The sequence below is a fragment of the Kitasatospora sp. NPDC058184 genome (assembly GCF_042883725.1).
GTDB lineage: Bacteria > Actinomycetota > Actinomycetes > Streptomycetales > Streptomycetaceae > Kitasatospora.
Map to the genome: position 1 here is coordinate 606,238 of NZ_JBHVVE010000002.1, position 17,683 is coordinate 623,920.

At 73.8% G+C, this 17,683-nt stretch carries 17 protein-coding genes; 7 read left to right on the plus strand and 10 right to left on the minus strand.

The window, feature by feature from the left end; genetic code table 11:
* Positions 1–186: 186 nt before the first annotated feature.
* Positions 187–1,833, minus strand: a complete 1,647-nt coding sequence (locus ACFVXH_RS05880) for an MFS transporter (RefSeq protein ID WP_387820458.1) — start codon at positions 1,831–1,833, stop codon at positions 187–189.
* A gap of 138 nt (positions 1,834–1,971) precedes the next feature.
* On the opposite strand from ACFVXH_RS05880, the gene ACFVXH_RS05885 reads away from it, so the two are divergent.
* Positions 1,972–2,859: a sigma-70 family RNA polymerase sigma factor gene (locus tag ACFVXH_RS05885; protein WP_074004396.1), complete on the plus strand. Its 888-nt coding sequence runs from the start codon at positions 1,972–1,974 to the stop codon at positions 2,857–2,859.
* Positions 2,860–2,934: 75 nt separating this feature from the next.
* On the opposite strand, the gene ACFVXH_RS05890 is transcribed toward ACFVXH_RS05885, so the two are convergent.
* Together ACFVXH_RS05890 and ACFVXH_RS05895 are read right to left on the minus strand one after the other, a co-directional pair.
* Entirely contained in the window at positions 2,935–3,147 is a 213-nt protein-coding gene (locus ACFVXH_RS05890; protein WP_049649205.1) for a ferredoxin, read from the minus strand.
* Between the two features lie 52 nt (positions 3,148–3,199).
* Positions 3,200–4,396 carry a cytochrome P450 gene (locus ACFVXH_RS05895; protein WP_387820461.1) on the minus strand — a complete coding sequence of 399 codons (1,197 nt, stop codon included), beginning with the start codon at positions 4,394–4,396 and terminating at the stop codon, positions 3,200–3,202.
* Between the two features lie 224 nt (positions 4,397–4,620).
* Between ACFVXH_RS05895 and ACFVXH_RS05900 the strand changes: the two genes are divergently transcribed.
* The 5 genes from ACFVXH_RS05900 (at position 4,621) to ACFVXH_RS05920 (ending at position 8,813) form a co-directional block, all read left to right on the plus strand.
* Complete coding sequence (locus ACFVXH_RS05900; protein ID WP_387820463.1) at positions 4,621–5,523, plus strand: thioesterase II family protein; 903 nt, start codon at positions 4,621–4,623, stop codon at positions 5,521–5,523.
* A gap of 13 nt (positions 5,524–5,536) precedes the next feature.
* Positions 5,537–6,280, plus strand: a complete 744-nt coding sequence (locus tag ACFVXH_RS05905; RefSeq protein WP_387820465.1) for a tryptophan 2,3-dioxygenase family protein — start codon at positions 5,537–5,539, stop codon at positions 6,278–6,280.
* Positions 6,281–6,333: 53 nt separating this feature from the next.
* Positions 6,334–6,945 (plus strand): flavin reductase family protein, encoded by a 612-nt coding sequence (locus ACFVXH_RS05910; RefSeq protein ID WP_380739610.1) that lies wholly within the window; start codon positions 6,334–6,336, stop codon positions 6,943–6,945.
* A 128-nt stretch (positions 6,946–7,073) separates the two neighbouring features.
* Positions 7,074–7,736, plus strand: coding sequence for a nitroreductase (locus ACFVXH_RS05915; protein WP_049649215.1), 663 nt, complete (start codon positions 7,074–7,076; stop codon positions 7,734–7,736).
* Positions 7,737–7,853: 117 nt separating this feature from the next.
* Entirely contained in the window at positions 7,854–8,813 is a 960-nt protein-coding gene (locus ACFVXH_RS05920) for an alpha/beta hydrolase (protein WP_387820468.1), read from the plus strand.
* 112 nt (positions 8,814–8,925) lie between these two features.
* Here ACFVXH_RS05920 and ACFVXH_RS05925 read toward each other — a convergent pair whose 3' ends face one another.
* The 4 genes from ACFVXH_RS05925 to ACFVXH_RS05940 all read right to left on the minus strand — a co-directional run bounded on the left by ACFVXH_RS05925 (position 8,926) and on the right by ACFVXH_RS05940 (position 12,188).
* A complete protein-coding gene (locus ACFVXH_RS05925) occupies positions 8,926–9,066 on the minus strand; it encodes a hypothetical protein (protein ID WP_380739606.1) in 141 nt (46 codons plus the stop codon).
* Positions 9,066–10,238: an acetyl-CoA carboxylase biotin carboxylase subunit family protein gene (locus ACFVXH_RS05930; RefSeq protein ID WP_387820470.1), complete on the minus strand. Its 1,173-nt coding sequence runs from the start codon at positions 10,236–10,238 to the stop codon at positions 9,066–9,068. The genes ACFVXH_RS05925 and ACFVXH_RS05930 overlap by 1 nt, the downstream gene beginning before the upstream one ends.
* Positions 10,239–10,468: 230 nt before the next feature.
* Complete coding sequence (locus ACFVXH_RS05935; protein WP_387820472.1) at positions 10,469–11,419, minus strand: DMT family transporter; 951 nt, start codon at positions 11,417–11,419, stop codon at positions 10,469–10,471.
* A gap of 172 nt (positions 11,420–11,591) precedes the next feature.
* Positions 11,592–12,188, minus strand: coding sequence for a cupin domain-containing protein (locus ACFVXH_RS05940; protein WP_387820474.1), 597 nt, complete (start codon positions 12,186–12,188; stop codon positions 11,592–11,594).
* Positions 12,189–12,413: 225 nt separating this feature from the next.
* Between ACFVXH_RS05940 and ACFVXH_RS05945 the strand changes: the two genes are divergently transcribed.
* Complete coding sequence (locus ACFVXH_RS05945; RefSeq protein WP_049649218.1) at positions 12,414–13,121, plus strand: TetR/AcrR family transcriptional regulator; 708 nt, start codon at positions 12,414–12,416, stop codon at positions 13,119–13,121.
* An 87-nt stretch (positions 13,122–13,208) separates the two neighbouring features.
* Here the strand turns inward: ACFVXH_RS05945 and ACFVXH_RS05950 are convergent, their stop codons facing one another.
* From ACFVXH_RS05950 to ACFVXH_RS05960, 3 genes are all read right to left on the minus strand, one after another.
* Complete coding sequence (locus tag ACFVXH_RS05950) at positions 13,209–14,846, minus strand: amidohydrolase (RefSeq protein ID WP_387820476.1); 1,638 nt, start codon at positions 14,844–14,846, stop codon at positions 13,209–13,211.
* 53 nt (positions 14,847–14,899) lie between these two features.
* Positions 14,900–16,327, minus strand: coding sequence for an APC family permease (locus tag ACFVXH_RS05955; protein ID WP_049649220.1), 1,428 nt, complete (start codon positions 16,325–16,327; stop codon positions 14,900–14,902).
* Between the two features lie 299 nt (positions 16,328–16,626).
* Positions 16,627–17,610 carry a LuxR C-terminal-related transcriptional regulator gene (locus ACFVXH_RS05960; RefSeq protein ID WP_387820480.1) on the minus strand — a complete coding sequence of 328 codons (984 nt, stop codon included), beginning with the start codon at positions 17,608–17,610 and terminating at the stop codon, positions 16,627–16,629.
* Between the last annotated feature and the right edge of the window lie 73 nt (positions 17,611–17,683).

A 17,683-nucleotide genomic window follows, 5' to 3' on the forward strand; every position in this document is an offset into this window, starting at 1 on the left:
GCGGGGCTCCGCAAGGCCCGGTTGCACACGTTCACCGACTGGTAAGCACACGTTTGCTGCTGGGCACTCGGCCCTCGGCAGCGCCGTGCCCGCCCCCCTGGAATCCGGGAGCGGGCGCGACGTACCGGTGGTTCGGACCACCTCCTACCTTGCCCGAGCTCTATCCGCGCACCCGCGTGACATGGGTCACGGACGGGGGCGCAGACCCTTTCCGGCCACCGTCACCTCGTCGGCGGACGAACCGCCCGCCGGTCGGGGTCCGGCCGGCTCCGCAGAGGTCGGCTCCGGAGCACCCGACTCCGGGGCCGGCTCCGGGGCCGGCGGCAGCTGTCCGGCGCGCTGCCGGAACCCTGCCCAGGCGAGTACGGCCGCCACCGCCGTGGCCGCGGCGGCGATCCCGATCGACAGCTGGTAGCCGTGCAGGAAGGAGTCGACGGCCGGCTGCCGGAACGGCTCGCCGAGCGCCTCCACCACCGTGTGCAGCCGGCCGCCGCCGACCTCCCGCGACCGCTCCAGCACCTGGGCCCGCTGGGCCCCGTCCAGCCCGGCCGTCTTCTCCTGCCAGGCGGAGACCGCCGAGTTCACGCCGACGGCGCCCAGCACCGCGAGGCACACCGAACTGCCGATCTGCCGCGAGGCGTTCAGCACGCCCGAGGCGGCGCCGGAGGCCCCCGGGGGCACGTCCCGCATGGCCACGTGGGTCACGGCGGGCACGAAGGTGCCGAACCCGCCGCCGTACAGCACGTACCCGAGCGCGCTGACCGCGAAGGGCGTGGTCCCGGCCCGGCTGAGCAGGAACACCCCGACCGCGGCCAGCAGGATCCCCGAGACGGCCACCGTCACCGAGCGGAACCGCGAGTCCAGGCGGCCGCCGAACTGCGCCATGGTGAGGAACGGGATGTTCATGAACAGCCACGACAGCCCGGTGCGCAGCACCGACCAGCCCGCCACGTCCTGGAAGTACAGCGTCACCCAGAACAGCGCGCCGCTCATGCCGCCGTAGCACAGCAGGTAGATCCCCGAGGCGCTCGCGAAGCTGCGCGCGCGCAGCAGGGCGGGCGGCATCATCGGGTGCGGGGCACGGCGCTCCCACCCGAGGAAGGCCAGCAGCAGGACCACCCCGGCCGCCAGCGGGAACGCCACCACGGCCGAGCCCCACGGGTGGTCGGCGGACTCGACGAAGCCGAGCGTGAGGCAGACCAGCCCGAGCGCGCTGAGCACGATCCCCGGCACGTCGAGCCGGCGGGCCTGCGGGTTGCGCGACTCCCGCACCGCCAGGAAGGTGCAGGCGATGCCCAGGGCGGCGAACGGCAGGTTGATCCAGAAGACCGACTGCCAGCCGAAGAAGGTCAGCAGGATGCCCCCGCCGACCGGGCCCGCGCCGAAGCCGGTGCCGCCGATCGCCGCCCAGGCGCCGATCGCGGAGGCCCGCTGCTCCTTCGGGTAGGTCTCCGTGATGATGGACAGCCCCAGCGCGAGCATCGCGGCCCCGCCCAGGCCCTGCACCGCCCGGAAGGCGATCAGCGAGAGCGCGTTCCAGGCCACGGCGCAGGCGACGACGCCGATCGAGAAGACGACCATCCCGGTCAGGAAGATCCGCTTGCGGCCGTACCGGTCGCCGAGCGCTCCGCTGGCCGGGATGACCGCGGCCAGGCTCAGCGAGTACGCGCTGATCACCCACTCCAGCTCGGCGGCGCCCATGTGCAGTTCGCTCTGCATCGACGGGAGGGCCACGTTCACGATGGTCAGGTCGAGCGAGGTCATGAACGTGGCCATGCACATCGCGAACAGGGTCAGCCGCCGGCGTCGCGACTCCGTGAGGGAGAGGGTCATGGCCTCTCGCCCCTCCGGAGTCGTGTGATATGTGTGATACCCAGTGTGATCATCCCGCGCTCCAAGTAAGGTCCACGAACGACGGGGGCGGCTCGCCGCCCCCGTAGTGATGACCCCTCCCGACCGAGGAATGTGACCGTGCCCGACCACGACCGGCTGGCAGAGCAGTTCGAGCGGCACCGGCCGCACATGCGGGCCGTGGCGTACCGCATGCTCGGCTCGCACGCGGAGTCCGAGGACGCCGTCCAGGAGACCTGGATCAGACTCAGCCGCAGCGACGCCGACGAGGTGGCGAACCTCGCCGGCTGGCTCACCACGGTGATCGGCCGGATCTGTCTGAACATCCTCCGCTCCCGCGCCGCCCGGCCCGAGGACCCGGTCGGGGTGCACCTGCCGGACGTCGTCGTCGGGCAGGAGCCGTCCAACGGCCCGGAGGACGAGGCGCTGCTGAGCGACTCGGTCAGCCTCGCCCTGCTGATCGTGCTGGACACCCTCGCCCCGGCCGAGCGGGTCTCCTTCGTCCTGCACGACATGTTCCACCTGCCCTTCGACGAGATCGCGGCCGTCGTCGGGAAGACCCCGGCGGCGGCCCGCAAGCTCGCCAGCCGGGGGCGCCGCCGGGTGCAGGAGGAGCGCGAGGCGGACTCCGGCGGCGACTTCGCGACCCGCCGCACGCTGGTGAACGCCTTCTTCGCGGCGGCCCGGGACGGCGACCTGGACGGGCTGGTGGCCGTCCTCGACCCGGACGTCGAGCTGCGCGCGGACGGCGGGCCCGCCCTCGCCGCCGCCACCGCCTCGATCCGCGGTGCCCGGCCGGTGGCGGGGCGCGCCTCGCTGTTCCGCCAGGGCGGGGTGGCGGTCTTCCCGGTGCTGGTCAACGGCGTCCCCGGCGCCCTGGTCACCCGGGACGGCGCGCCGACCTCGGTCATGGGCTTCTCGGTGCGCGGCGGGCGGATCACCCGGATCCAGATCCTGCTGGACCCGGAGCGGGTCGGCGCGGTCGACTTCGCCGCCTTCACCGCGTAGCGGGGGCGGTCCGGGAAGGGTCCGGGAACGCCGGTGGGGCGCCTCCCTCGGGGGCGCCCCGGCTCGCTGCGCGCGCTACCGCTCCACCTCCGGCCCGACGCCGACGGTGATCGCCCGCGAGGGGCAGAGGTGGGCGGCCTGCCGCACCCGGTCCCCGAGTTCGTCCGCCACCTCCGCCCCGAGCAGCCGGACGGTGCCGTCCTCGTCCCGCTGGGCGAAGACCTCGTCCGCGGTGATCACGCACATCCCCGAGCCGATACAGCGCTGTCGGTCGACCGTCACCCGCATGGTTGTCCCTCTTCTCCGTTCGTTTCCGGTTCCCGGGCCCCGCCCGGGATGCTCAGCGCGGGAGCAGCCGCACCGGCAGGGAGCTGTAGCCGTTGAGGAAGGCGGACCGGATCCGGGTGGCCGGCCCGGTCACCTCCACGCCGCGCACCGCCTCGGCCAACACGCCCAGCAGCGCCCGCAGTTCGACCCGGCCGAGGAAGGCGCCCAGGCAGAAGTGGGCGCCGTGGCCCAGCGCGACGTGCTTGTTCGGGGAGCGGGAGAGGTCGAAGGAGCGCGGCTCGGCGAACGCCCGCTCGTCGTTGTTGGCCGAGATGTTCCACAGCGACACGATGTCCCCCGCCCGCACCTCCTGGCCGCCGATCAGCTGGTCGCGGGTGGCGGTGCGGGCGAAGTGGAACGCCGGGGTGGCCCAGCGCAGGGCCTCCTCCACGGCGGAGTCGAGGTCCACCCGGCCGTCCCGGAGCGCCCGCCACTGCGCGGGGTTCTCGGCCAGCGCCTTGACCGTGCTGACGGCGGAGACCCGGGAGGACTCGTCGCCGCCGATGATCAGGCTGTAGCAGTTGAGCGCGATGTCGTCCAGGCTCAGCGGCTCGCCGTCGACCAGGCCGGTGGCGAGCGTGCTGATCACGTCCTCGCCCGGGGACTCGCGCCGCTGCTGCGCCAAGTCCATGAAGTACAGCACCAGTTCGTTGCGGGACTCGAGCGAGTCGAGCTCGTCCGCCCCGGTCAGCGCGCCCTTGCTCCAGTGCAGCAGGTCCGGCCGGTCCGCCTCCGGGACGGACAGCAGGTCGCAGATGGTGTTCATCGGCACGTGCTCGGCGACGTCGGTCGCGAAGTCCACGGTGTCCGCGTCGAGCGCGGCGCCGACCAGTCCGGCGGTGCGCCGCTCGACCTTGCGGGCCACGGCGTCGAGGACCTTCGGCGACAGCGCCCGCCACAGCAGCGCGCGCAGCCCGCGGTGGCGGGGGCGGTCGGTGACGGCGAGCATCCGGCCGCCGGCCGAGTCGTCGCCGCGCAGGAGCACGTCGAGCACGGTGCCGCGGCCCGAGGCGAGCGCGTCGGCGGCGCCGTAGCAGGCGACCACGTCGGCGTACCCGGCCACCACCCAGAAGCCCGGCCGGTCGGCCGCGGCGGCGTGCCAGTACACCGGCTCGTTCGCCCGTACCCCGGCGAAGAACTCGAAGGGATCGTGCGCCAGGAAGGTGCGTGAGTCGGTCAGGTCGAGCGAGGCGGTCACGGTTCGGCTCATCGTCCACAAACCCCACGGAAGACGGGAAACGCACTGCGTGCAGTGCTCGGCACGGGCCCGGTGACCGGATCCTCACAGAGGCCCGAACCGGCCCGCGCCAGTTGTGTCGGATCTCTTTCAGTTGTGTCAGAACTCTTTCGTGGCCGGTCCGGTCAGGGAGGAAGAGCCGAAAGATTGCGGACACCTGCCGAAGCACCCGTACTCCGAAGCGGAGGAGTTCCGTCATGCTTCGTACCCGCCGCGACCACTGCCTGCGGACACTGGTCCGAGCGCCCGCGGCCACGGCACGGCTGGTCTGCCTCCCGCACTCCGGCGGCAGCGCGGCCGGCTACGGCCCGTGGTCCACCGCCCTCCCCCCGACCGTCGAGCTACTGGCGGTGCAGTACCCGGGGCACGGCGACCGCTTCGGCGAACCGCCGTCCACCGACGTGCGCGCGCTGAGCGCGGAGCTGGCCTCCGAACTCCTGCGCCTGCCACCGCTGCCCACCGTGCTGTTCGGGCACAGCCTCGGGGCCCTCGTCGGCTACGAGACCGCCGTCACCCTCGGCACCCTGGGGCGCCCGCCGGCCGGCCTGCTGGCCTCCAGCTGCCCGCCGCCCGGCCGGGCCGGACGGATCCGGGCCTGCGGACTGTCCGACGAGGTCCTGTGGTCCCTGATCCGCTCCCTGGGCGGCATCGACCCGGACCTCCCCGAGGAGCCGGAGCTCGCGGAGGCCGTCCTGCCCGTCCTGCGCGCGGACCTCACCGCGCACGAGCAGTACCGGGTGGAGCCGCGGACCGCGCCGCTGGCCTGCCCGGTCCGCTGCCACCACGGCACCCTGGACCCGCTGGTCGACCGCGCCCTGGTCGCCGAGTGGGCGGCCGTCACCACCGGGCCGTTCAGCCTCCTCGAACGCGAGGGCCACCACTTCCACCTGTTCCAGCACCCCGAGGGCGTCCTCGCCGACCTCGCCGCCTTCCTCGACGCGGTGACCGTCGACGCGGTGACCGTCGACGCGGCGGCCACCGGCGCGACGGCCGCCCCGGCACCGCGCCTCCCGGCCCCGAGCACCGCCGACCCGAGCACCGCCGACCCGGGCGACTCCACCCCGGGCGACTCCACCCCGCGCCCGGCGCGGGCCCTCTGATGCGGAGCTGACCATGACCGAAGCCGTCACCGAGACGATGACCGACCTGACCTACTCCACCTACCTCCAGATGGACACCCTGCTCTCGCTCCAGCAGACCCGCTTCCCCGAGTCCACCGACCGGAGCGTCGCCCTGGCCGAGCACTTCTTCATCGTCGCCCACCAGTCCTGCGAGCTGTGGCTCAAACAGATCGTGGCCGACCTCCGGCTGGCCCGGGACCTCCTGAACGCCCCCGGCGACCCGGCCGGCGGAGCCGAGGACGGGGTCGAACTCCTCCAGCGGGCCGCCGAGTTGCTCCGCGTCCTGCACGAGCAGGTGATCGTCCTGGAACGCCTCCCGCTGCGGCACTTCGTCCGGTTCCGGCCCTACCTCGGCACCGCCAGCGGCGCCCAGTCGCAGCAGTTCCGGGTGCTCGGCCGGCTGCTGGAGGACGGCACCGAGACGAGCGAGCTGTACCGGGCCTTCCTGGCCGACGCCGACCGGCAGGGCCTGAGCGCCGCCGACGTCTGCCGCCTCGGCGTCGCCTGCGGCGGCCCGCACCGGGTCGCCGAGGCGCTGCTCGACGTGGGCAACGGCTACTGGCGCTGGAAGGTGGCCCACCTGGGCCTGGTGACCAAGATGGTCGGCGGGCAGCAGGGCACCGGCGGCACCTCCGGGGAGGACTACCTGCTGCGCCGGATCACCCTCCCCTTCCGCGACCTGCGGCAGCTGCGCGGCAACCCGCACACCGAGGTGCTCGCCACCAGCCCGGTGTAGCGGCCCTCCCGCTCACCGCCACCCCACCAGAAGCCCGTAGGAGCGACCGAGCCATGCTGCACGTCGACGTGGCATCCATGACCGCCCGCCAGCGCCAGCGCCTGCTGCTGTGGAGCGTGGTCCCCCGGCCGATCGCCATGGTGAGCACGGTCTCCCCCGGCGGGGCCGTCAACCTGGCGCCCTTCTCGTACTACACGGCCGTGGGCTACTCCCCGATGGCGCTGCTCTTCTGCGCCAGCCGGCGGGCCGACGGCACCGAGAAGGACTCCTGCCGCAACGCCCGCCTCCCCGCCGAGGGCGGCACCGGGGAGTTCACCGTCAACGTCCTGATCGAGAAGCACGCCGAGGCCGCCACCACCACGGCGAAACCGCTCCCGTACGGCGAGTCGGAGTACGAGCTGGCCGGGCTGCGCGCCCTGCCCGGCCACGCCGTCCGCTCGCCGCGCATCGACGGCTCGCCGCTCGCCTTCGAGTGCCGCACCTCCTCGGTGGTGCCGGTCGGCGACCACTCCGTGGTCATCGGCGAGGTCGTCCACGTCGTCGCGGAGGAAGGGCTGGTCGACGAGACCGGCTTCCACCTCGACCTGGACCGGCTGGGGTCGGTCGGCCGGATGGGCGCCGCCGAGTACGTCCGCACCCTGGACCGCTACGCCGTCGGCGGCTGACACCCGTCCGGCGGGACCTCGGCCCCCGGCCGTCACCTCCTCCGCGCCCGAACCGTTGCAGCAACGGGACGCCCGGCAGTGCCGGACGCGGCCCCGGAACGGTCGGGCGAGGTGTGAGGACACGGCTGGTGGACGTCTACGAGGCTGTCGAGACCCGTCGGGCGGTGCGGGGGTTCACCGACCAACCGGTGCCGAGGGAGGTGCTCGAACGGGTGCTCGCGGCCGCGTCCCGCGCCCCCTCCGGCGCCAACCTCCAGCCCTGGCACACCTACCTGGTCACCGGGGAGCGGCTGGAACGGCTCAAGCGGCTCGCCGTCGCCCGCGCCTCCTCCGGCGACCAGGGCGACGACCCCGAGTTCGAGATGTACCCGCCCGAACTCAAGTCCCCCTACCAGGAACGGCGCCGGGAGGCCGCCGAACAGCGCTACCGCGCCTTCGGCATCCCCCGCGAGGACCGGGACGCCCGGCAGCGGGCCGTCGTCCGGAACTGGGACTGCTTCGGCGCGCCCACCGCGCTGTTCAGCTACATCGACCGGTCGATGGGCCCGGCCCAGTGGGCCGACCTCGGGATGTACCTGCAGACCGTCATGCTGCTGCTGCGCGCCGAAGGGCTGCACAGCTGCCCGCAGATGGCCTGGTCCGTCTACCACCGCACCGTCGCGGACGTCCTGTCGCCGCCCGCCTCCCTCGTGCTCTTCTGCGGCCTCTCCGTGGGCCACCCCGACCCGGCCGCCCCCCGCTACCGGGTGGGCCGGGCTCCGCTCGACCAGACGGTCACCATCCTCGACTGACCGCTCCCGACACCGCCTTGCCCCTTCACCTCCTTGCCCGTTCACCTCCTTGCCCCTTCACCGTCCGACGGCTCCACGTCCGACGGCTCCACCGACGTACCGCGGAGGCGACCTCCCGTGCCCGAGAGCCCGGCCCCGACGCTCATACCCGGCCGCGCCCCCGTCCCCGTCTACCGGGGCATGGACCGCGCGGCCCTCGACCGCCAGTACACCCCCAGCCACCGCGTCCCCGACCTCCGGGCCTACCTGGACCGCTACACACGGGACAGCGCGAACGCCCGCCGCCGCCACCCCGTCCTCACCGGCCTCCCGTACGGCCCGCACCCGGCCGAGACCCTCGACTACTTCCCCGCCCCTGCCGGCCCCGCCGGCCCGCCCCCGCTCCTGGTCTTCGTCCACGGCGGCAACTGGCAGGAACTGTCCAAGGACGACTCCGCCTTCCCCGCCCCGCCACTGCTCCGGGCCGGCGCCGCCGTCGCGGTCGTCGGCTACGGCCTGGCCCCCGCCACCCGCCTGGACGACATGGTCGCCATGGTCCGGCGCGCCGTCCACTGGCTCCACCGCCACGCCGACGCCCTCGGCTTCGCCCCCGACCGCCTCCACCTGGCCGGCCACTCCGCCGGCGCCCACCTCGCCGCCATGGCCCTCCTCCCCCGCGTCCCCGGCACCCCCCACCACGGGCCCGACGTCTCCGCCGCGATCGCCGGCGCCACCCTGCTGAGCGGCATGTACGACCTGGAACCCGTCCGCCTCTGCTACGTCAACGACGCGCTCGCCCTCGACCCGGCCGCCGCCCACCGCAACAGCCCACTGCACCACCTCCCGCCGCGCCTGCCCCCGGTCGTCCTCGCCCGCGGCGCCGACGAGACCGCCGAGTACGCCCGCCAACACGCCCTGATGGCCGCCGCCCTGCGCCCCCGCGCCCCTCTCACCGACCTCGTCGCCCCCGCCCACAACCACTTCTCCCTCCCCTACGCGCTCGCCGCCCCCGGCTCCCCCCTCGGCACCACCGTCCTGACCGCACTCGCCCGCGGCGGGCCCCGGAGCGTTCCGGCCGGCCGTTCCAGTCGGGAGTGAAACCGCAGGCCGGAGGGGGTGGAACCGTTCCAGCGTCCCGACTCGGACGGCTGGCCCGGCGGACCGGTCGGACGCCGGACCAGAGTGCTGACCAGCGGTCGGCGCCGCACCGTCAGACCAGCCCGCCCGCCGAACGCAGGGCAGCCGGCGCGGTGTTGACCGCCTCCGTGGAGTGCTCCTCGCCGGTCAACCGCTGGTGGTAGCCCGGCCCGCCCGGGTCGCTCTTCGCGTTGACCAGGATCCTGTACGGCATCAGCACTCCTCCAGGTTCGCCATCAGCCAGGCCTCGGCCCGCAACAACCGTTCCTCGACCTGCTCCGCGTCGGCACCGGCGACGATCACGAAGCACAGGTGCGAGGCGCTGTAGAGGGTGACCGCCCCGGGCTCCAGTTCCTCGTTCACCTGGTAGTGCCGCACCCACGGGAACGGCGGCCGCCCCGGCGCACGTACCGGCCGCCCCTGCGGCAGGACGGACACCGAGCCGTGCACCTCGGTCGGCGGCGCGGCCGGCGGCGGCTGGACGGGCAGCCCGGCGGACTGGCGCAGCACCGAGGTGTGCAGGTCCACCCCGTAGGTGGCCCGGGTGAGCCACGGAATGCGGTCGCCGCCGACCCGCGAGGCGATCTCGCACATCACCAGCTCGTCGTCCGGTGTGTGGAACACCTCCAGGTGGTAGGCGCTGACCGGCGGGACGTCGAAGGCGGACAGCGTCCGGTCGAGGAACTCCTCCAGCCGCCGGGCCATCCCGCTCTCCGGGTGCAGCTGGACCGAGCCGTTGTTCTGCCCGGTGAAGACCCCGAGGCAGCTGCGCAGGTAGCGGGAGGAGGCGACGAAGCGGTAGCCGTCGCCGAGCACCGCGTCGACGTGGTACATCGGGCCGTCGACGAACTCCTCGGCCATCAGGTCCTCGCGCCAGCGCCGCCGGGCGAAGGCGAGCAGTTCCTCGTCCCCGTGCAGCACCGCGATGTCCCGCGAGCCGCCCTGGCTGACCGGTTTGACGACCACGGGGTAGCCGACCGCCTCGATGAAGCCGGTGAGGTCGACGACCGTGTCGAGCCGGGCCCAGCGGGCGGTCGGCACGGCCCGGCCGGCGACCTCCTTCATCACCGCCTTGTCGCGGAACGACCGGGCGCTGTCCGGGGTCTGGCCGCCCAGGCCGAAGTCCGCGCGCATCCGGGCGGCCCGTTCCAGGTCGTACTCGTTGTCGGTGATGATGTGGGTGAACGGCCGTTGCCGGTGCAGCCGGCGGATCGCCAGCTCCGCGTAGGGGACGGCGTCGGAGTACGGGACGTACTCGTAACGGGCCAGCCGCTCGGTGTTCTTGAGCTCGTTCTGGCTGAACACCTGCAGCTTGTCGGCGAGTTCGGGGAACATCCCGGGGTAGTCGTGGCCCTGGCCGTAGTTGAGCACGGCGACGTTGGTCATGATGGTCGGCCTCACAGTGGACGTACGGTGCGGGAGGGGTATCGATCGGTGCGCCGGTGGGGGGCGGCGCGGGCGGCGCGCGGGGCCACCGGAGCGAACACCGGTGCGGCGACTGCGCCGACGACATCGAGGACCTGATCGCCGACCAGCGGGAGACGGCCCACCGGGCGGCGGCCGGAGCCTGAGGAGGGCGCGGACCGGCCGGGTCGAGCGCCCGGCCCTCCCGCCGTTCAGCGGTGGACACGGTTCGCCAGGAGGGTGCCGGCCGAGGCGAGGACCAGCCCGGCCAGGGTCAGCACGCCGAGCGGCTGGTCGAGCAGCACCGCGGCGAAGGCGGCGGTGCACATCGGGACCAGGTAGAACAGGCTGCTGACCTGGCTCGTGCCGTGCCGCCGCAGCAGGTGGTAGAGCAGGCCCACGCCGACGATCGAGTTGATCAGCGCCGTCCACAGCAGAACCGGCCAGTACGAGGCGGTGAACTCCACGGACCAGCCCTCGACCAGCAGCGCGGGAACCAGCGCCGCCGCCGCGGCGGCCAGCAGCTGCACCGCGTTGCCGCCCACCGGCTCCATCCGCGCGCAGTGGCGCTTCTGGTGGACGGTGCCGTACGAGATGCCGAGCAGGCCCAGCAGCAGGAAGCCGAGGCCCAGCAGGTAGCCGCCGGACAGGTCGATCCGGTCCGCGACGGCCAGCGCGACGCCGCCCAGCCCGAGCACCAGGCCCAGGCACTGGCCGCGGGTGACCCGCTCACCGAGCAGCGGCACCGCCAGCAGCGATGTGGTCAGCGGGTAGAGCGCGATGACCAGCGCGGCGAGCCCGGAGGACACCCCGAGCTTCATGCCCATGTAGATGCTGGAGAACTGCACGCCCTGGACGAGCACACCCGCCACCGCCAGGTGCAGCAGCAGGCGCCCGCGGGGCAGGCACTCCCGGCGGATTCCGGCGATCGCCAGCAGTACCAGCCCGGCGATCGCGAACCGCAAGGTCGCGAAGGTGTACGGCGCGGCGTGCCGCAGGCCGAGCTTGCCGGAGATGAATCCGGAGCTCCAGACCACCACGAGCGCCACACGCAGGGCCGCGCCGGTCCCCCGGCCCCGCCGCTCGTCGGTCCCCACGGGCGGGCCTGCGTCCGGGACGGCTTCGCGCGCGGCGCCCTCGAGCGGCGGGGTCGGCATCGTCATCTCCGAGCTCCTCTGGATCTCCTCGATTGTTCGATATAGAGCACTGTAGAGCAGAATATCGCTCACGTCGAGACGGGCAGGCCCTGCGGCGACATCCCGGGACCGCAACGCCGACTGCCCCACGGACCGCTGTCCGTAGGGCAGTTGGCGAGCAGGCGGCGACGCCCGGAAGTCAGTAGAGGCTGGAGAAGAGGACCCCCACCAGCTGGGCCGGCTCGTCCGTCTCGTTGCGGAAGCTGTGCGGATGGCCGGCCGAGAACTGGATGCTGTCGCCGGCTCCCAGCACGTGGTCCACCCCGTTGTAACGGACCACCAGCTCACCCCGGGTGATGGTGATCAGATCGGACCCCTCGTGCTGGAGGTCCTCGCCGAGACCGCTGTGCGGCGCGAAGTCACCGGTGACCACCTGGTAGCCGAGCTCCGGGGAGCGCACCACCCGGTAGACCACCCCCGGGGCCCGCTGGAGCTCCTCCTGCCCCTCCCGGGGGAACAGCGCGGGAGTCGCCCGCCCCCGGGAGAAGCCCAGGAAGGAACCGACGTCGTGGCCGAACACCCGGGCGAGCCGGCCGAGCCGCTCCAGCGCGATGTCGGTCTCCCCGCGCTCCAGCGAAGCCAGGAAGGAGACCGACAGCCCGCACTCGGCGGCCACCTGCCGCAGCGACATGCCGCGCTGGGTGCGCAGCCGCTGCAGCACCTCGCCGGGGCGCGGGAAGCCCAGCTCCGGATCGCGGGGTCCGGGAGCGCCGGTGGAGGGTGCCGAGTCAGCCATGATCGCATCCTAGGCGCCGCAGACCTGCCCACCAATGCCCGTACGCGCCGCTCCCGGCCCTCGTCCGACGCGGCCCCGGAACCCGCCTCCCACGCCTCCCGCGCCTCCCCGCCGTCCGCGGCTTCGGCGCCCGGGCGGCCGCGTGCCGCACCGTCTCCTACTGAGGCCGGGCTTCCGCTCCCGACCCCTGGTTTGTGTCAGCATCCTTGACATAACCTCGGGCGCATGACCGACCGCGTAGTCCCCGAGCCGCAACGGCGGCGGCGGCGCCCCACCAAGCAGGGTGTGGTGCTGTCCGCCGAGCTGATCGTCGACACCGCGATCCGGCTGATCGGCCGGCACGGCGCCGAGGCGCTCACGGTGCGGCGGCTGGGCGCCGCGCTCGGGGCCGATCCGAGCGCGGTCTACCGCTACTTCCACAGCACCGACGACCTGCTGCTCGCCGTCGCCGACGAGCTGATCGGCCGGGCCCAGCACGACTGGCGGCCCACCGGCGACTGGCGCGCCGACCTGCGTGCCATCGGCCTGCGCATCCACGCCAGCTACCTGGCCCACCCGCAGGCCGCCATCCTCGCCGCCCACCGCACCACCGGCCGCGCCCACGAGATCGCCGCCGTCGAGGCGATCCTCGGCGTCCTGCGCACGGCGGGCTTCCCGGACCCGGAGGCCGTCCGGATCTACCACGCCTTCGTCGACCAGAGCCTCGGCTTCGCCGCCCTGGACGCCGCCACCCTCGCCCTGCCGTCCGCCGCCCAGAGCGCCGACCTCGAGGTCTGGCAGGCCTCCTACGCCCGGCTCGACGCCGCCGAGCACCCCCACATCGCGGCCACCGCCCACCTGCTCACCGCCGACATGCGCCGCAGCGGCTACCCGTACGCCCTGGACCTGCTGCTGGACGCCGCCGAGGCCCGGCTGCGGGCCGCCGGGGGCTGAACCACCGATCCGGGGAACGCGAGGGCCGCCGGGGGTGGGCCCCCGTGCGCCCACCACCGACGGCCTTCGACCGGCCCCCTGCCGCGGTCAGTCCGCCGCGTGCACCAGCTCCCCGCCGACGTAGGTGCGCTCCACCCGGGCCTGCGCGATCTCCTCCGGCGGCCCGGTGAGGATGTCCCGGTCGAGCACCACCAGGTCCGCGAGCCGCCCGACGGCCAGCACCCCGGCGTCGTCGTGCCCGTTGAGGTACGCGCTGCCGGCCGTGTACGCGGCGATGGCCGAGCCCAGGTCGAGCCGCTGCTCGGGCAGGAAGACCCGCCCGTCGGTGGCCTCCGGCTCCATCCGGTTGACCGCCACGTGCAGCCCCGCCAGCGGGTCCGGGCTGCTCACCGGCCAGTCGCTGCCCGCCGCGAGGGTGGCGCCGGCCCGCTGGAGGGAGCCGAACGGGTACTGCCAGGCGGCCCGCTCCGGCCCGAGGAACGGGATGGTCAGCTCGTCCATCTGCGGCTCGTGCGCGGCCCAGAGCGGCTGGATGTTGGCGACGGCGCCGAGCCGGGCGAAGCGCGGGAGGTCGTCCGGGTGGACCACCTGGAGGTGGGCGAGGTGGTGCCGGGCGCCGCGCCGCCCGTTGGCGGTGCGGGCGGCTTCGATCGCGTCCAGCGCCTCGCGCACGGCCCGGTCGCCGAGCGCGTGGAAGTGCACCTGGAAGTCGAGCGCGTCCAGTGCGGTGACGTACCCGCGCAGGGCCTCCGGGTCGACGAAGCTGAGGCCGGAGTTGGCGGTGGCGCAGCCGCAGCCGTCCAGGTACGGGCTGGTCATCGCGGCGGTGAAGTTCTCCGCGATGCCGTCCTGCATGATCTTCACCGAGCCGGCCCGGAACCGTCCGTGGGCCAGTTCCCCGCGCCGCCGCACCAGGTCGGGGATCTGGTCGGCGCCGCGGTCCCGGTCCCACCAGAGCGCGCCGGTCACCCGGGCGGTGAGCGCGCCGGAGCGGGCGGCGGCCAGGTAGGCGTCGGACGGGTCCGGCTGGCCGTTGAACTCGCCGAGCAGCGCGTCCTGCCAGCCGGTGATGCCGAGCGAGTGCAGCAGCCGCTGGGCGCGGAGCAGTCCGGCCAGCCGGTCGGCGGCGGTGGCGGGCGGCAGCAGCCGGGCGACCAGGGCGGTGGCGCCCTCCTGGAGGGTGCCGCCGGGGGTGCCGTCGGCCTCGCGCTCGATCCGCCCGTCGGCCGGGTCGGGGGTGTCGGCGGTGAGCCCGGCGAGTTCCAGCGCCCGGGTGTTGGCCCAGGCGCCGTGGTGGTCCCGGTTGGTGAGGTACACCGGCCGGTCGGGGACGACGGAGTCGAGCAGCTGCCGGGTGGGCAGGCCGCCTTCGAAGCTCTCCATCGACCACCCGCTGCCGGTGATCCACTCCTGGTCCGGGTGGGCCTCGGCGTACGCCCGGATCCGCTCCAGGTAGTCGGCGACGCCGACCGTCCCGGTGAGGTCGCAGGAGGCCAGCTCGGCGCCGCCGAACACGGCGTGGATGTGCGCGTCCTGGAAGCCGGGCAGCAGCAGCTTGCCGGTGAGGTCGACGACCTCGGTCCGCGGCCCGATCAGCTCCCGGACCTCGTCGTGCCCGACGGCGGCGATCCGCTCGCCGACGACCGCCAGCCCGCTCGCCCGGGTGCGGGCCGCGTCGCCGGTGTGGACGGGGCCGTGGGTGAAGACCAGATCGGCCTGGGTCATGGGTGGTGCTCCGTTCTCGCGTGGTCGTGCCTGGTCGTACGTCGTACGGGCGGCTACCCGGCCGCCGCGTCCTCCCGCAGGAAGTACGGCGAGCGCCGCCGCCAGCGGGCCCAGGCCGCCGCCGGCAGCCCGCTGACGATCATCATGATCACCACGGACAGCTCGAACCAACCGTTGTCGGCGGCGAGTTCGAAGTGGTCCGTGGAGTCGTAGAAGGTCCAGGCCAGGTAGCCGCCGACGGCGAGCAGCGCCGCCGCGCCCAGCAGCGGCCCGACCACCGCGCGCAGCCCCTCCAGCGGGGCGGTGCGCAGCAGGTGGCGGAACCGGACGGCGGCCGCGACGGCGGTCAGCGCGTAGTAGAGGGCGACGACGATGCCGATCGCGTTGACCGCGGCCGAGATCAGGTCGTTGACGGTCGGGATGGCGATGGAGGCCAGCGCCAGGGCGACGGCGACGCCGGTGATCAGCAGGGTGCCGACGGCGGGCGTGGCGTGCCGGGGGTGCAGGCGGGTCCAGACCGGGCCGAGCACCCGGTCGCGCCCCATCGCGTACATCCCGCGCGCGGTCGGGATCACCGAGGACTGCAGCGAGGCCACCGCGGAGAACATCAGCGCGATCAACGGCAGTGCGGCCAGCGGCTGTTCGGCCAGCTTCGTGCCGAAGTAGGTCAGCCCGTGGGCGCCGTTGTCGGCCAGCTCGTCGATCGGCAGGACCCGCTGGAAGGCGGTGCCGGCGAGCAGGAACAGCGCCAGCATCACCACCAGGGCCAGCAGGCCGCCCCGGGAGGCGTCCCGCGGGTCGCGCACCTCCTCGCCGACGCTGAACACCGACTCGAAGCCCCAGTAGCAGAACACCGCCAGCACCATGCCCTGGGCGACGGCGTCGAAGGAGGGGATGTCGAAGGGGTTGAACCACTGGAGCGAGAACGGCTGGTCGCCGGCGAACAGCCCGTAGCCGCAGAAGCCGAGCAGGACGGCGTACTCGAAGACCAGCAGCGCCTTCTGCAGCCGGGCCGCTAGGTCCAGTCCGCGCACCGCGACCAGCGCGGCGCCCACCAGCACCACCAGGCCGATCAGGGTGCACTGGACGGTGGAGTCGGCGTCGAGCCGCAGCCCGGCCACGCTGCGGACGTGGGCCTGGTCGAGCAGCTGGACGATCGAGGAGCCGGTGACGGTCGTGGTGTACGCCATGAAGACGACGGTCCCCACGGTGTTCACCCACCCGGTGAGGAAGCCCAGCCAGGGGCTGAGGGTGCGCCCGACCCACCGGTAGCTGCTGCCCGCGTCCGGCTCGACGGCGTTCAGCCGCCCGTACCCGCCGGCGATGGCGAGCACCGGCAGGAAGGCCAGCAGCATGATCGCCGGAAGGTGCAGGCCGACCACCCCGGCCATCAGGCCCAGGCCGATCCCGATGCTGCTGGTGGCGGCCGTGCTGGAGGCGGCGATCGCCGCCCCGTCCAGCAGGCCGAGCGACTTGTGCATCGCGACGTGCGTTCCTGCCGCGTCCGCTCTCGGACCGCCGCCCGTGTCCTTCACCGTCGATGCCAACGGATCACCGCCTTGGTCGTGGGGTGCGCGTGTGGGGGAAGCTCCCGTACCGGTCGTGGGGGGACGCGGGCCGGAAGTGCGAGCCATGAAACCGGCGGCGCCGCCACACGTCAATGCCGTTGTCATAAGGCCGCGCGCACCGCGAAAGCGCCACCGCCGGCCCGTGACGGGTCCGGCGGTGGCGAAGCGGGTGAAGCAGGCGAAGCGGGCGGTGCGCGCGGCGCGCGGGCCGGTCAGAGTTCGTCGAGGGGTTCGTCCAGGACGCCCTGGCGGGCGATGATGTAGCCGAGGTGGCCGCGGCTGCGGCTGCCGAGGAGTTCGCTGGCCTTCTGGATGTGGCTGGACACGGTGCGGGTGCTCATGCCGAGGCGGGAGGCGATGGCCTCGTCGGTGTAGCCGTTGACCATCAGGCGCAGCACGTTCTGCCGGGTGCGGGCGGTCAGCAGCCGGGGGCGGTGGTGGCCCTGCTGGTAGGTGACGGGCTCGGCGCGCTCCCACATCAGCTCGAAGATCTTGAGCAGGTACTCGACCAGCGGCGGGAGTTCGATGAGCATCGCGGCGGCCTGGCGGTCGGCGCCGGCCGGGATGAAGGCGGTGGAGCGGTCGCAGATGATCACCCGGTCGAAGACCTCGTTCAGGGTGCGCACCTGGGCGCCCTGGGCGGTGACCTGCTCGATGTAGGCCAGCGTCGGGCCGTGCGAGCGCACGGTGTGCTGGTAGAGGGTGCGTTGGCGCACGCCGCGGCCGGCCAGGGCGAGGTCGCGCGGGAGCGCGTCGCCCAGTTGCTCGGGGCCGCGGCCGCCGCCCGGCTGGGCGGTGAGCAGTTCCTCGGAGCAGGCCGCGACGGCCTTCTCCAGCGCGGGGTTGATCTCCTCGCCCGCCAGCAGCCGGATCGGCAACTTGGCGCGCCGCATGACGTCGCGGTAGGTGTGCTCGGCGGCGTGGAAGGAGGTGTGCAGCGCGGCGAGCCGCTCCTGGTGGGCCAGTACGGCGAGTTCGAGCGGCCGCGCCAGTCCGGTGGCGGCGATGTCGGGCGGGACGGGGACGAGCCGGTCACCGGAGCCGGGCAGCGGGCGCAGCAGACCCATCGCGAGCAGGCATTCGGGGGCTTCGCCGGCCGCCTCCCCCTCGGCCAGCGCCGTGCGGTAGAACTCGATGCCCCGGTCGCAGAGCTGGGGTGTTCCCCTTTCCGCGCAGTTGTCCTGACTTGGGCACATCTGGGCATCCTTCCGGCTTCGGCATTGCGGTTTCACGAATGCCCGTACCGGCTACCGCCAGGCATCCGAACCG

What these genes read in the sequence shown, in the direction of transcription:
- ACFVXH_RS05880 (WP_387820458.1), bottom strand. Translation starts at nt 1,833, where the DNA reads ATGACCCTCTCCCTCACGGAGTCGCGACGCCGGCGGCTGACCCTGTTC.
- ACFVXH_RS05890 (WP_049649205.1), bottom strand. Translation starts at nt 3,147, where the DNA reads ATGCGGGTGACGGTCGACCGACAGCGCTGTATCGGCTCGGGGATGTGC.
- ACFVXH_RS05895 (WP_387820461.1), bottom strand. Translation starts at nt 4,396, where the DNA reads ATGAGCCGAACCGTGACCGCCTCGCTCGACCTGACCGACTCACGCACC.
- ACFVXH_RS05900 (WP_387820463.1), top strand. Translation starts at nt 4,621, where the DNA reads ATGCTTCGTACCCGCCGCGACCACTGCCTGCGGACACTGGTCCGAGCG.
- ACFVXH_RS05905 (WP_387820465.1), top strand. Translation starts at nt 5,537, where the DNA reads ATGACCGAAGCCGTCACCGAGACGATGACCGACCTGACCTACTCCACC.
- ACFVXH_RS05910 (WP_380739610.1), top strand. Translation starts at nt 6,334, where the DNA reads ATGCTGCACGTCGACGTGGCATCCATGACCGCCCGCCAGCGCCAGCGC.
- ACFVXH_RS05925 (WP_380739606.1), bottom strand. Translation starts at nt 9,066, where the DNA reads ATGCCGTACAGGATCCTGGTCAACGCGAAGAGCGACCCGGGCGGGCCG.
- ACFVXH_RS05930 (WP_387820470.1), bottom strand. Translation starts at nt 10,238, where the DNA reads ATGACCAACGTCGCCGTGCTCAACTACGGCCAGGGCCACGACTACCCC.
- ACFVXH_RS05935 (WP_387820472.1), bottom strand. Translation starts at nt 11,419, where the DNA reads ATGACGATGCCGACCCCGCCGCTCGAGGGCGCCGCGCGCGAAGCCGTC.
- ACFVXH_RS05940 (WP_387820474.1), bottom strand. Translation starts at nt 12,188, where the DNA reads ATGGCTGACTCGGCACCCTCCACCGGCGCTCCCGGACCCCGCGATCCG.
- ACFVXH_RS05945 (WP_049649218.1), top strand. Translation starts at nt 12,414, where the DNA reads ATGACCGACCGCGTAGTCCCCGAGCCGCAACGGCGGCGGCGGCGCCCC.
- ACFVXH_RS05950 (WP_387820476.1), bottom strand. Translation starts at nt 14,846, where the DNA reads ATGACCCAGGCCGATCTGGTCTTCACCCACGGCCCCGTCCACACCGGC.
- ACFVXH_RS05955 (WP_049649220.1), bottom strand. Translation starts at nt 16,327, where the DNA reads ATGCACAAGTCGCTCGGCCTGCTGGACGGGGCGGCGATCGCCGCCTCC.
- ACFVXH_RS05960 (WP_387820480.1), bottom strand. Translation starts at nt 17,610, where the DNA reads ATGTGCCCAAGTCAGGACAACTGCGCGGAAAGGGGAACACCCCAGCTC.